We start from the raw sequence: 14,976 nt of genomic DNA, 5'->3' as shown, positions 1-14,976 counted from the left end.
AAAACAAAACTTATGAATCATCAATATAAATATATCTGTTGTATCTTTTCCTTTTTATTTATTTGTAGTTGCGAACCCTATGGGCATCTTGAAGATGTAGAAACAAATGGGCAAATCCCAATAGAGCAAGCCTATACTGACAAAAAAACCATAGAAGCTGCCGTTATTGGATCCTATGCATCCATGCGAAAATACATTGGTATTGTTTCGTATTTATCTGCCATGGGAATCTCTGGAAAAAAAACGGTGCATAGCTATGGAGAAGACAGTTTTTTAAATAATGCTGTCTCTCCTAACAGCAGAACTGTTATGGAGACTTATGCCGGGCTATATCGATCTATTGCTAATGCTGATGAGATCATCAACAGAGTTCCTAAAACAAGTTTATATGATCTGTCTGAAACAGAGAAAAACAATATTATAGGAGAAGCTACCTTTATAAAAGCACTTAGCTATTTTTACCTGCTAAGAATGTATGGTCAGTTTTACGACATAAATGCTGAATATGGTATCATCTTAGGTCCTACAAAACTAGATAGTAATAATCATCCTATTTTAAAACCCAGAAGTTCTGTAAAAGAAACATACGATGAAATACTATCGCTACTCAATATCGCTTTAGAAACCGATATTCCTGAAACAAGAGAAGCTTCAAGAATATCAAAAAGAGGTATAAAAGGCTTTAAAGCAAAAGTTTTATTATACATGAATTCCTATGAACAAGCTGCAAACATTAGTAGTGAGTTTATTGATATTTCTTTGCGAGAAACCTATATAGATATCTATAAAAAAGCACATACTGCTACTGATGTACTATTTGCTTCACCCACTGATTACTCCAGGTCAAACAGTCAAGGAGGCGGGTTTACTACAGGTATTGCCCCTGGATCTGCATACTTAGAGAGCATACATAGTATAGAAAAAGATAGTATCAGAAAATCTATTACCTCCACTACACCTCAGCTTCTTGATATTACAGGTTTCAAATGGAAGTTCTCATATGAGTTCCCTCCCGCATTATTACACCTTAGATTAGCAGAAGTTGTTCTTATTTATGCAGAAGCAGAGGCCAGAAAAACTCTGATAAACGGAGGAAGTATTACTGATATACCTATAGCGGTAGCTCAATTAAACAAAGTGAGAAAGCGCGTTGGTTTAGATCCCAAAGTTCCTACATCAATTCCTGAATTTTTAGAAATGATTCGCCTGGAAAAAGCAATGGAACTTTATTATGAAAACGGAGAAGATTGGTTTGATCTGATCCGGTACCAAATAGCAAAAGATATTGACATAACAACTATTAAACCCACTATTACAAATTCGTCTCAATACATACTCCCTATTCCTCTGGATGAAATTATACAAGGACAAGGAGTTATTACACAAAACCCTGGATATTAACACCTATATAAAAGCCTCAGAAATAATTCCTGAGGCTTTTTCTCATTCTAACGCTTCGAGCAGAGATCGAGCCTTTTTATAATCCTCCGCAGTTGAAGGTATTTTTTCTAAATATGATTTACTAATCGAGTATTTTTTCTGTTTTAACTGGTTCAATGCTTCAAACCATATAGCTTTATACTTATAAACAGAAGTGCCTTCATACAAGGACAAAAAAACCGTACTTGCCTCTTGATGTTTATTTTGTTCCAACAGAGAAATTCCATAATAAAACTGGTAGGTTGTATTTTCGGTTTCTTCTAAAAGTCCTTCAAGCAGCTTCTCTGCATCCGCATATGCTTTTGAATTAAAAGCCATTTCTGTAGCTTTGATAAGCTTATTTTCTGATTGACGTTCTGTAATTGTTAATTCGGGAATACTGACAAAGTCCTTATATTCCGGGGGGTGATTTTTATTAAAAAAAGTAAACACTCCCAATATGACCAAAATACTCGCAGCCACTCCATATTTCCAGAATGGAAAAGAGATCACTTTTGCTTTTTTCTTTTCTTTTTCTTTTGCAAAATAGGTAGTCCCTGCGTTATCCAGCATTTTCTTAAACGCTTCTACATCCTTTTTCTCCTGATGTACTGCTTCAAAATGTCTGGTAAATTCTTTAAAAACGGCAAACTCTTCTTCTAATGCTGTATTACTTTCTAATAAGCGTTTAAAATCTTCCAATTCTACAGAAGATAATTCATTTGCACAATAGCGTTCAAAAAGTAAATATTTCTCTTCCGAATTCATAATCCTTCTTTTATCTTTTTATACATTGGAGATTCCTGAATCATCTTTGTTAGTCTTCCTATACAAATTGATTTTCGTTTTCTGACATACCCATAAGATTTTCCTAATTTATTTGCTACTTCTTCCATCGACTTAATTGCAAAACTGAGTTTTAATAGTTCTTTACAGCTATCTCCTAATTTTTCGAACATCTCATCATACAACTTCTTTCTATTCATATACATAGCTGTCTCCTCTGCTAATCGTATGCTCTCTTCATCTACAGATACAAAATCCTCCGGCATTGTTACCTCTCTGGAGGTTGTTTTTTTCAATGTATTAAGCCATCGTCTCTTACACAATAAAAAGAAATACGCATCAAACGGGCATGTCAACACGAGTTCTTTTTCTTTCCCTTGGTGATATATGGTTAATAAGGTTTCCTGTATTAAATCATTTGCCGCCTCATCATCTCCACTATTTTTACGGACATATCCCCGTATTTTGGGAGCAAATTTTTCATAAATCTCTGCTACTACACGATGATCATTATTCAATAATCCATGTATATATCGTTGATCCGAATGAGGTTTCTTTTTTGTCATATAAAACACGCTGAGTGATCTAAAGTAAAAAAAGTTTGGAAAACAGGGTAACAAAAAATAAAAGGAGTTGATCTGAGAGTGTAGAAATAAAAATACAGTAAGGAATATTTCTATCTCGAACTGCATAAAAACTGTTCGAATATAGAGATCACTATTTCTTACTGATTTCAAAAAAATGAAAACAATGAAAACAATGAATGTAATGAAATCAGGATCTTTTTTTAAACATAGCTATATTGCTATCCTTATACTAATTATACAACTATGCTTAGGATGCAGCAGTGATGATAATTCACCTGCCATTATTATCGGAGAACCTGATATCCAGGAACCTTTTGATGGAACTGCTCTAAAAAATGCTATTGCAGAAAATAGAAATAAAGCCATACAAGAATTTTCTCTCACTGTAGAAACCGGGGGAAGCATCACTGGAGAACAAGGAACTGTTTTATATTTCCCTCCTGATATTATAACAGATCAACATGGGGATCCTGTTACTGGAGAAGTAACGATCCGTCTGATCGAAATATATGACCGATCCAGTATGGTATTAACCAAAATGCCAACCAACGGAAAACGCGAAAACGGCGATATTGAAACATTGATTTCTGCTGGAGAGTTTTATATAGACGCTTATCAGGGGGAAGAATCGTTACTCCTTTCCGGAGCATTCCAGATAAATGTTCCTACAGAAGAATTTGATCCGGAAATGAGAATATTTGATGGACAAGATAATGACTGTGACGGAATTCAATGTGATATCGTATGGGAAGAGAATACAGAGAAAGGGCTAGAACCCGGACAGGGAGATGGAGCAGAAGATGGAACATGGGTAAACAGATATATTGGTTTTCTGGATAATTTTGGATGGACAAACCTCGATCGATGGATTATTGACCCCAGACCTAAAACTTCTGTATCAGTGGCTGTCCCAGAAGGGTATGATAATACAAATTGTAATGTATACATTACAATTGATAATGAACCTACCGCATTAGCTTTATTAGATATCTATAATGAAGAAACATCTTTGTTCACTGAACATTACGGTCATATTCCTATTGGAATGGAAGTACATTTTATTTTTGTTTCCAAGCAGGAAGACGCATATGTATATGCTGTTCAGCCAGCAACCATAGGAGAAAATCATATAGAGACGATTGGAACACTGACTACAGGAACAGAAGAGGATTTAACAGCCGTAATTAATGAGCTGCCATAATTATTAGCATTACCACGACAAACCTACTTTATTCTGTTGTAAATTAGGAAACACAGTATCAGAAAACTTCTTTTTTGTACTGTGTTTTCTCTATATCACCTCTCTGTTAAACAATATTTTTTTAATTATCTTTATTGACAATGAAATGGTTATTTGCTAAAATTAAATCTTCAAAAAACAAGGATAAAAACCTCCGGGATATTCATTTATTGCTATTTGTTTTCTTTTCATTTTTTTCTCTTTTAGGGTATACTCAATCCCCTCTTTCTGATTCACTTCGGGTAGCTCCTATTTCATACGACATACAAGGAAACAATGTTTCTTTCATGGGAGAAATGCCTCCATTAAATCAAATGGCAGGAGCCCCAAAAGCATTTTATACTTATTTCTGGGAATTTGGAGATGGACATTACAGTTTTTCCAAAAACCCTACTCATCAATACAACAAAAAAGGTGCTCATACAGCACGATTATGGGCTACTAATAATTATGATAATGGGAAACCTCCGACCAGTATTCCCAAAATCATTGACATTATGAAATCATATGATCAGGCTACTATCATAGACTCTCCATTTAATGAACAAGAAGACTTAATGATTAAAAGAAATAGAGAGCCATTACCAGACCAGGAACTAGTTATTATTACTTCTTACAAAAACCGGTTAGACTACACTTCTTCCGGTAAGTTATACTTATTCTATAATGATGTTCGTTTCAAGAATAACAACTTTATACTTCAGGATACGAGAACCCATTATGGAGAAAAAATACGTGCAACGGATGTTATTGCTTCTCAGCTTCCTGAAAATGACAGCAATACCTTTCTGGCGACAACACTAACTTCTTCCTTTATTTCTAACCGTATTGTACAAGACTCTACCAAAAGAAAAAATCTACCACTTACTCTGGAGGAGTCAAAAAAACAATACAGAGATTATCAGGTAATTGAATTTTATGATTTAAAACCCGGAGAAGAACGTTCTTTTTTCAGAACATTAAAAACAACTCCGGAAATGATCAAAGATACGAGCGCTGTGGTTACTTTGCGAAGTATTTATGTTCCGGATATCAATTATGATGATCATACGGTAAAAGAAACTGAAATGGAAATCGTGACCTCTCATGACCCTAACAAAATGTCTTCTAATGGATGGCTGATGAATTATCGTTTTGCCCGGTTTAAAAGATTACAGTTCAAGGTACGTTTTCAGAATAATGGAGAGGGCCCGGCGAACACGATTCGACTAGAGGTAGATACTCCTGATATGTTCGACAAATCAACTTTACAAATTAAAGGAATGTATCCCGAGTGCCCTATTTGTCCAAAAGAGAAAGAGGTCAATTATAGTTGTCTGGACACTCTGATTCAGCCAGATAAAATCACCTTTACTTTTAAAAAAATATACCTACCGGGAAGCCAGCAAAAAAATGTATATGAAATTGATTCTACCAAAGGTTTTGTTAAATATTCCATGCGGTTCAAAAAAGATTTTCACAAGAAAAAGACAAAAAGCAAAACCGCTATTTTCTTTGATAAAAATGATCCAATTATTACCAATTATGCAACCACTCGTTTTATCCCTGGAATTTCTATTGGAGCCAAAGCCGGATATATTTTTAATCCAGAACGAACCAATGACAAAGAGTATTTTGCAGGAGTAACTTTGTCCCCCTTTAAATCCTACAGAGGATATTTTCAGGCAGAACTGATGGTTTCTTCTGCTTCTTTTGATGCTCTTAGAAATTATGCCACCCAATCGACAAATGCAATTGGGATTGAAGAAATTGTTCGTTTTCAGGAAGAAAATACTACGAATGCCATTAGTATGTATGCCGTTCCGGCTTCATACAGATATAACCTTTCTAATTTCTTTGCTGTAGGAGCAGGAATCCAATTGTCACTGGATGCCTCTCGTAAAAGTACGATTACAGCTGCTGGAGAAGGTTATCAATTAGAACTAATACAAAATGAACTCAGAGAAATCCGAAATCCAGAATTAGATGTCAGAACTTCTCAGGAGATCTCTAATTCTTTTTCAAATCTGCACACTGGCTTTTTTATAGGAGCTAACCTGGGCACCGTTCGAATTGGTCCTAGCCTGGGAGTACGCTATGTACATTATTTTGATTATGACAATCCTCAAATACAATGCTATGCTATTTGGAAATTCTAAACAAACAGCATATTTAGTAGTACGTAGTTGTTGTTTCTTTTTTATGTTCTCTCCTATTTTCTCACAATCTTCTCCTGCTGATACATTACTAAAAGAGCTTATTTTTCTCAAACAGACCCCTTCCATAGAACGATTGCATACCGTATCCAAAAACATCCAGCCAATAACTGCTTTAATCACTACAGAAAAAGATTATTATATGTGGTTAGAGATACAAAATAACCTGGGATACTATTATCAGCAATTCGGATATATAGCCAAAGCAATCACTCATTATGAAATTGCGTGGAACACTTACCGTTCTCATGCCGTTTCTAAATATGACATTATCGAATACTGTCTTCAGCCATTGGGAAACCTGTATATTAAAATCGGAGATTTGCAAAAAGCTGAACGCATTATTACCTATTACATCTATCAATCCGAAAAGGAAAAAAACACAGAGAAAGTGATCACAGGTATTACGAATCTCTCTGTAGCTTATAATAATTCCGGGACCTATGAAAAAGCTATACAATTATTAAAAAAAGGACTCTTATTCGATTCGAAAAATATCAATCTGCAAATCAATATGGCAACCAACTACCTACATCAGGGAAACTGGAAACTTGCTACCCGATATGCACAATCAGTCATATCAATCGCCCCGGAAGAAACACAAGCATATACAATTCTTGCTGCTATCGCAATAGAACAAAAGGCCTATGACGCTGCCGAAAAACACCTAAAACACGCAAGAAACCTTCTCGCACAAAAAAGCAATACTACAGGAAGAACACTAATACAATGGGAACTACATTATACAGAACTGTTAGTTGCTAAATCTTTATACAAAAAAGCACTATCCCATATATCCTACTGTTATACACATCTCTTCCCCGGAATAGCTATCGAAAATGGATTGCCTTCAAAAAAAATTAACAACGCAGATCCCATTTTATTAGCTGTTTTAGACATACAAGCCCATATATATCAAAGCATGGGTGCTATTGAAAAAGCAAACGAAACCTATGAAGTTGCATTTGCTCTCCAAGAGAAATTAACGCTTTTTTATCCCTTACAGGAAACCAAACTGATACAGCATTACCAACATCGAAAACGGGTAGAAAAATACCTGCAACAACTATATCATTTATACCAAAATACTTCGCAACAGTCATATCTCGAAAAAGCATTTATCATGGCTGATAAAAGTAAATCTCCTTTTCTAACCGCTTCTTTATTTTCCAAAAAATTCATGAACACATATCAACACGATACACTAGTTGTTCAAAAGCAAAAATTACAGGAAGAAATTGCACTATTTAGTACACAAATAATTAAAGAAAAACTAAAAGGACCTACTTCTGATATTTTTCAAATACAGCAATGGAATCTTCATTTAGAGCAGCTCAGCAGTACATACAGAAACATTACTCAAACACTTACCAATACCTATAAGCAGCTCCTTCCTCATTCGACTCCCTTATCTATTTCTGATTTGCAGGAACATCTGGCGAATCAGGAGACAACACTTATCTCGTATTTTTTTGGAGAAGAGGATGTATTCCAATTTCAGGTTACACAAGATCATATTTCCATGCACCGACTGGGCAGTGCTACTCAGATCAAAGAAAAAGCAATCTCCTTTATTCGTTTTTTTCATCACGCTAATACAATCACGGATGATATTTCTTCCTATACACATACCGCACATGACACCTATACCATGCTTCATCTACCTCTTAACACTAACAAGATTGTTCTTATTACGGATGGGCTTCTCAATTTTATTCCTTTTGAGGCATTATTGACTACAGACACGAAAAGCATTCAATTTCAGGAGATGCCTTTTCTTATAAAAAAGAGTCATATTCATCATGAAATTTCAGCGGTCAAATATGTCCATGCTACCCGCATACAAAAAGCTAAAGACAAAACAGTTCTAGGTGTGTTTCCTATTTTTGAGGGCACTGCTAGTGCTTTGCCTTATTCCAAGAAAGAACTCAATAGTATTAAACAGTATTTTTCCGGACAATTTCTCACCCGACAACATGCTACTTATAAAAATTTTAAAGCTAACTCCTTAGAACACGATATTCTTCATTTATCAACGCATGCTTCTTCCGGAACATTAGAAGTTCCTGCCAGTATCCGTTTTTCTGATGAAAATGTACTTGTCAATCAATTATATGGTTTGTCATTACAGGCAGAAATAGCCATATTAAGTGCTTGTGAAACCGGTATTGGAAAAATTTCCAAAGGAGAAGGTCCCATCAGTATTGCCAGAGGGTTTCAATATGCGGGTGTCGAAAATATTATCTTTTCTTTATGGAAAGTACATGATAAAACAGCATCGCTTTTTATGGAGAAGTTTTATAATAAACTGTATAATCAATCGCCTGTTTATACAGAGGCATTACACTTCGCTAAAATTGATTATCTTCAGGATCCTGTTATTCTCAATGCTCAAAAATCCCCCTATTATTGGGGAGCTTTTGTCTTCTACGGTACTCCTGTTACTATTGAAGCTTCTGGTTTTACACCTCTTCTAGCAGGAGCCGTAATATTGATACTCCTAATAATAATCGGCATAGTATATTATACATTTTTCCATACAGCCCCCCTTAAAAACAGTTAATACATTTTATCTATAAACATTCTCTTTTTCTGAATTTGTTTTATTAAAAAATCCCCTGAATGGATTCACAAACAAGGGATTTTTCATTGTGTAATTACTACTTATTACTTAATACATTGATAGGAGACCCTGCTTTTTCTATTGTGTATACCTCCTGTAATAAGACAGCAATAGTACTCGCTATCTGATTACTATATAATTGTTCTTCATCTGTTACTTCTCCTAATTGTGCGACTCCTTTTCCAAAAGCTACTAACCAGACATCTCCTGCACCTACTATGTTTTTACCATGACTGCGCCATGTGTTTATTGGAGTAGTCCCTCTTCCATGATCTGTAGTAATAATAAAAATAGTCTGATCTTTATAAAAAGAGTCTTCCTGTGTATACTCCCATAATTGTTTGATCATTTCATCTGTATTGTGAGCGGCTTTCAGATAGGCTTCATAATCCCCATCATGAGCAAAATCATCTGTCTCTCCATATGCAATATAAGTAAGTTGAGGATGTTTCTTTTTCATATACTCCAAGGCATAATGATGTGTAAATGCATCCAATCGTACAGAACTCCAAGGACTGGGAATTTGCTCTTGAAGTTCATTGAGAAACTTTTCTCTGCTTGTCAAATTAGTTGTAGCTGGTTCAAACCCCGCATTTACAGGGATTCCTGAACGTTTTTCATTAATAATAAAAGGAAATACGTCCCAGCTCCCGAATGCAGCGACCTTGCCTTTATATTTTCTGGAATTATTGATAAACTCTAAAACTGTTCTGTTTGGATTATCTATTTTATTATTACTATGAATACGGGCATCATCTGCTACCCCAGTTAAAATTTCATTATACCCGGGGTATGAAAACCACATTGAATTAGTCAGGTTTACTTTACTTCCTTCCTTTCTGTTTCCATGCAGCTGTCCTATAGCTTCAATTGTATTCCAGAAAAAAGGCATCAATACTTTTCTTCTTTCTACCTCATCAGATCGCCAAAATTCCTTTTTTAACCCGATAGTATCGTTTACATATTCTTTATTGGTAATCAATTTAGGGTCTGCTCCGCTATACAATTCCTGCCACCTTAGTCCGTCTAGTGTAATTAGTACAATCTTTAGCTCACTTTTCTCCTGTGATCTTCCCGAAAGCCCCACACATAGAAAAACTCCTGTCAGTAGTATATGTTTCAAATTATATTTCATTGTTATTTTTGATTCTTGATCGATTATTATTGTTCCCACCAAGCTTTTATATTGATCGTATTTCCTCCTATATCAGAAACTACTTGATCATAATTCTCTTTATTCAATGTTTGTTCACTATCGGGATATAAAAAGCGAACAGGGACAACATCATCATTAACATTATCGGGTCCGGGAGTTATAAAAGTAGGAAAACCAGTTCTTCTGTAATCATACCAACCTTCAAACCCGACTAAAAAAGAGGCTAGCCATTTCTGAGTTAGGATAATTTCCAGTGTATCATCAAAAGCAACCCCTGTCTGCGCTAAATAAGCATCTATATCCTGAGGTACTTCCCAATACTCGAAAGACAATCTTACTCCGGTTTCATAGAGCGTTTTTGCATCTGCCGTAATCCATCCTTTCTGTGCCGCCTCTGCCAAAATAAATTGTACCTCCGCAGCTTGTATAATCGCTGCTTTCACCTTATCAGGAGCATCAAAAAAATACGCTTGATTTATACGAGATACATTACTGGCTCCTCCATTATAATTAGAAGCATTATCCTCACTCAACCCATTAGGCAAACCTACCAATAAAGAAGGTGCATCCGTGGGATTATCTGTAGGTTGAAACCAAGCTGATAATCGTTCATCTTCAAATTGTTTTAAAACTTGCTCACTGGTCTTACTCAATCTATATTCATCAAAACTACCGATTCTCGAAGTACTGATTGGCCAGGAATCAATCTGAGTACTTCCCGGATAATTCATGACCGCATTTTCTTCATTCGTGCTTATATATTTTCCAGAAGAAAAAATAGCTTGTATTTCCGCTGCGACATCTTTTTTATTAGAGACTCTTAGCAAATATCGCAATCGCAATGAATTACCAAACCTCACCCACTTATCCATATCGCCATCATATAGCATATCTCCTCCTAAAATGGGTTGTTTTTCTTCCAATAAAGCTACTGCTTTTTTTAAGTCCTTTAATAATGCAGTATAGATTGCTTCTTGTGTATCATATTTGGGCGTAAAATTATTCTCAGTTCCCCGAATTGCTTCTGAAAACGGAATATTTCCCCAATTATCGGTAAGAATAGAAAACACATAAGACCTCAAGAGCAAAGCAATCCCTTCATAACTGGTATTTTTGGTTTCTTCTCGTTGAGATGACGTCAAAATAAGATCTATTTCCGGTAATATCCCATAATAGGTATTCCATAATCCAGATTCTGCCCCCCATTCGTACCTATCAAAACCTGTAAAATTAATTTTGGCTGTCAACTGACTTACTACATTTCCTCTTCCCCATCCAGATGTTGCTGCTTCGTTAGCTACTGTTGATATCACTGTAGCTAATAATAAATCGGCACCAACTGCTTCGGGTTGATTGGGATTTGTATTAATTTCTTCAAAATCACGAGTACAGGATACGATCGTTAATAGTATCAAAACTGTACAAACTATATTATTTCTCATTTTTTCTTTTTTTTAAAACGTGACATTAAGATGTAAACCATAACTTCTGGAACTAGGAAGTGCCATATCCTCTACTCCCGGAACAATGGTTCCTCCATTAAAAGAAATTGTTTCCGGATCAAAATGAGGATTCTCTGTCCACAAGGCTAAATTTCTTCCTACCAGAGATAAGGAAAGACTTCTGACAAATGTTCGCTTCAATATTTTTTTAGGAAATGTATACCCTAATCGTACTTCTCTAAGTTTTAAGAAAGAAGCATCAAACATTCCTACTGCTTCATTTCCCCTATTATATTTCCACCAATAAAAATCTCTTCCGGAAAGAACCACATCATTGGGTCTGTAACTTCCATCTGTATTTTGAATTACTCCTTCTGATATAATTCCTGTTTCTCTTCCTACTGCCGTAAAATCCATCATTCCAGAAGTTCCTCCGATCAGTACTGTACGGGAATTTACAACCCCTCCCTGTCTCCAATCAAATAGAAAACCAACATTAAATCCTTTATAACTAAAGTTATTTTGCCACCCTACAGTGAAATCTGGATTATAATTCCCTAATTTTTTTAATTCCGGATCCCTCAGCGAGAAACCATCTTCGTTATGCACCACCTGTCCGTGATATGGACTATTCGGGTCATCTACTGTCACCAGCCCCGTTCCATAAATATCTCCCATTCTTCCTCCGACTTTGGCTAATACATTCACATAATTAGATGAGATTTCATAGGTATCTAATCCATCGATTAATGATTTTACTTCGCTTCTGGCTGTGGTAAAATTTACGGTGGTATCCCATGTTAATCCACCCTTTATCTTTACTGGTTTTGCATTCAATACAATTTCTAATCCTGAGTTTTCTATTTCCCCAGCATTAATAATTCTGGAATTAAATCCTGATGTATTAGAAACCGGAAGTGTTAATATCTGGTTTTTGACTGTAGCTTTATAATAGGTAAGATCTATTCCCAATCTATTTTGAAAAAAACGGATATCAGTTCCTACTTCTATAGATGCTGCCTCTTCTGGTTTTAGGTTTTCATTTTTTAAAACAGTAGATGCACTTACCCGCTGATGGTTCCCAAAAGGTTCATTAAACGAAAATGTATTTCTCAGGGCATACGGATCTGTATCGTTCCCTACTATTGCCCATCCTCCTCTCAGTTTTACAAATGAAAACAATTCAGGTAATGCCATCATATCAGATACAATCGCACTGACGCCTACTGAGGGGTAGAAATAAGAGTTATTACCCTCAGGAAGTGTACTCGACCAATCATTTCTTCCGGTAAGGTCTAAAAACAAAAAATCTTTGTATGAAAAATTGGCAAACGTATAGAGAGAGCTCACCTTTCTACGATCATTAAATTGTGTTTTAGCCAATGGTTCTGCAGCATTTTCGAAATTATAAATCCCGGGAATTGATAATGAATTGGCACTAATTCGTTTATAACGATTCTCTTCTTCTCTGATATTCCCTCCTGCTGATAGCTCCAATCCTACATTTTCTGTTAATGCTTTAGAATACCTAAGAAGAAAGTCCGTGTTTTGTTCTTTAAAGTAAATATCATCTTCTCTGTATTGTCCTTTTGCGAATCGTTGCGTACTGTAGGCTCTTCGGCTTGTTCTCAGTTCATCAAAATAATCTATTCCCGAACGCAGCATTAAAGATAGTTCTGGTGTTATCTGTATATCTGCTCTGACATTACCAAATATGCGATGTTTATCAAATCCATTGGTATTTTCATATAAGGTAAAATATGGATTATCATGCCAGTTATAGTTATAATTAAACTGCTGTATGCCTTCAAATCCCGGTTGCCAGTAATTTCTGAGTGAATTCATATCTATCTGACGACCAAACCACGCCCATAGGTACATAATATTCTCGGTTCCATATGAATTGTTTGGACGATTATCACTACCACTATTAATGTAGTTTATGGAGGATGATATTTTTAACCATTTCGATAAGTTATATCCTCCATTAAAAGCATATGTTCTCCTTCTATAATCTGTATTGGGTAAAATTCCTTCACTATCCAAATCAGTAACAGATACTCTCATTGTTCCTTTTTCGTTTCCTCCTGTCAAAGAAACATTCGTAGTTCTGGTGACTCCTGTTCTAAAAAAGTCCTTAATATTATTCCTGTTTTTTCGCCAGGGAGTTGGAATAACCTCATCTGCAAAACTCCCATCTGGATTTTTGGGTCTGGCTGCAAAATCTCCAGCTCTAAACCCACTTGTCGTAGGGCTATTGTGCTGTGCAATTAACTGTCCATTTAATACTGGTCCCCAACTCTCATCAATATTATCATTCACTCCTCCTCCAAAACCATCTAAAAAGGAAAACTCCCCATTGGCTCCCTGACCATATTCATTTTGATATTTAGGAATTCTGATAGGAGATTCAAAAGTGATATTCTGACTAAAACTAACTCCCAGTCCTTTACTGTTCTGACCTGACTTAGTTGTAATTAGTACCACTCCATTTAACCCTCTCGATCCATATAATGCGGTAGCACTGGGTCCTTTTAGTACTGATATTGATTGAATATCATCTGAGTTAATATCCTGAGCTCCATTCCCGTAATCTGTTTCTAGATTCCCTTCTGCTCTATTACTTACTGTTCTATTCGTAACAGGAATTCCATCTACAACAAACAAAGGAGAATTATTTCCCGGGATTAGAGACCCTTCTCCTCGTATTGTAATTAAAGAGGTACTCCCTACTCCTGATCCTCCACCTGTAATTTGCACTCCGGCAACACGACCTGCTAATGCATTGGTAAGGTTTGCTTCTTTGGCGGTTGCTATTTGATCCCCCTCTACTTCCTGTACAGCATACCCTATCCGTTTTTTTTCTTTTTTAATTCCCAAAGCAGTAACAACCACTTCGTCTAATGCTTCTTCAGAAGGAACTAATTTGATCTCTTGCAGCTCTTTGATTTCATTCGTTTTTAAAACTACTGTAATCATTTTTTCTTCAAAACCGATATAACTAATAACCAGTTGATATTGACCTGATTTTAATCCTGTTATTTCAAAATTCCCATCAAAGTCAGTGACGACACCTTCTTGTTTTCCCTGAAGAGTAATAGTGGCTCCGGGTAATGGAATTTGACCGTCTGTAACCATTCCTTTAATACCTGAATCCTGACTGCTGACTATCGAGGTAAAAAAGTAAAATAAGACGGAAAAGATTGTTAGTGAACTTTTCATGCGCGACGTATATATTTTACTAATAATAAATTAACAAGTCAAAATTGATTATATTTTTTATTATTAGTAAAACTTTATCATTATTTAATCTTTATGATAAAGACGATAAATCGTTAACCTAACGTTATTAATATTATCAGAAGTTTTTTCTTTTTTTGAGAAGGATAAACACTTATTTCTTTGAGATACTGTTTCATCCTTTTAAGGATATTTTATCGTATAGAATCTCCACTTGTTTTATACATACTCATAAAATAAATAGTATATTAGTAGAATTATCATATAACAAATACCAAATAACCAAAA

General features: G+C 35.5%; 9 protein-coding genes. 4 read left to right on the top strand and 5 right to left on the bottom strand.

Annotation, left to right across the window (positions count from 1 at the left end; all coding sequences use genetic code 11):
- Nucleotides 1-12 precede the first annotated feature (12 nt).
- The gene (locus tag HN014_RS13640) at nt 13-1,401 is read left to right on the top strand and encodes a RagB/SusD family nutrient uptake outer membrane protein (RefSeq protein ID WP_176029408.1); all 1,389 of its coding nucleotides are present in this window, start codon (nt 13-15) and stop codon (nt 1,399-1,401) included.
- A gap of 42 nt (nt 1,402-1,443) precedes the next feature.
- On the opposite strand, the gene HN014_RS13635 is transcribed toward HN014_RS13640, so the two are convergent.
- Nucleotides 1,444-2,187, bottom strand: a complete 744-nt coding sequence (locus HN014_RS13635; protein WP_176029407.1) for a hypothetical protein — start codon at nt 2,185-2,187, stop codon at nt 1,444-1,446.
- Complete coding sequence (locus HN014_RS13630) at nt 2,184-2,771, bottom strand: RNA polymerase sigma factor (RefSeq protein ID WP_176029406.1); 588 nt, start codon at nt 2,769-2,771, stop codon at nt 2,184-2,186. The genes HN014_RS13635 and HN014_RS13630 overlap by 4 nt, the downstream gene beginning before the upstream one ends.
- A 184-nt stretch (nt 2,772-2,955) precedes the next feature.
- Between HN014_RS13630 and HN014_RS13625 the strand changes: the two genes are divergently transcribed.
- From HN014_RS13625 to HN014_RS13615, 3 genes are all read left to right on the top strand, one after another.
- Nucleotides 2,956-3,993, top strand: coding sequence for a hypothetical protein (locus HN014_RS13625; RefSeq protein ID WP_176029405.1), 1,038 nt, complete (start codon nt 2,956-2,958; stop codon nt 3,991-3,993).
- Between the two features lie 140 nt (nt 3,994-4,133).
- Entirely contained in the window at nt 4,134-6,170 is a 2,037-nt protein-coding gene (locus tag HN014_RS13620) for a PKD domain-containing protein (protein WP_176029404.1), read from the top strand.
- Entirely contained in the window at nt 6,151-8,790 is a 2,640-nt protein-coding gene (locus HN014_RS13615; RefSeq protein ID WP_176029403.1) for a CHAT domain-containing protein, read from the top strand. Before HN014_RS13620 ends, HN014_RS13615 begins: the two co-directional genes overlap by 20 nt.
- Nucleotides 8,791-8,887: 97 nt before the next feature.
- On the opposite strand, the gene HN014_RS13610 is transcribed toward HN014_RS13615, so the two are convergent.
- The 3 genes from HN014_RS13610 to HN014_RS13600 are packed head-to-tail and all read right to left on the bottom strand — an operon-like array spanning nt 8,888 to nt 14,670.
- A complete protein-coding gene (locus HN014_RS13610) occupies nt 8,888-9,985 on the bottom strand; it encodes an alkaline phosphatase family protein (protein ID WP_176029402.1) in 1,098 nt (365 codons plus the stop codon).
- Nucleotides 9,986-10,011: 26 nt separating this feature from the next.
- A complete protein-coding gene (locus tag HN014_RS13605) occupies nt 10,012-11,448 on the bottom strand; it encodes a SusD/RagB family nutrient-binding outer membrane lipoprotein (protein WP_176029401.1) in 1,437 nt (478 codons plus the stop codon).
- Between the two features lie 12 nt (nt 11,449-11,460).
- Entirely contained in the window at nt 11,461-14,670 is a 3,210-nt protein-coding gene (locus tag HN014_RS13600; RefSeq protein ID WP_176029400.1) for a SusC/RagA family TonB-linked outer membrane protein, read from the bottom strand.
- Between the last annotated feature and the right edge of the window lie 306 nt (nt 14,671-14,976).

The organism is Aquimarina sp. TRL1 (assembly GCF_013365535.1).
In the GTDB taxonomy this organism is placed as follows: Bacteria; Bacteroidota; Bacteroidia; order Flavobacteriales; family Flavobacteriaceae; genus Aquimarina; species Aquimarina hainanensis.
Note: the sequence above shows the minus strand (reverse complement) of the source record. Positions and strands in the feature narration are given on the sequence as shown.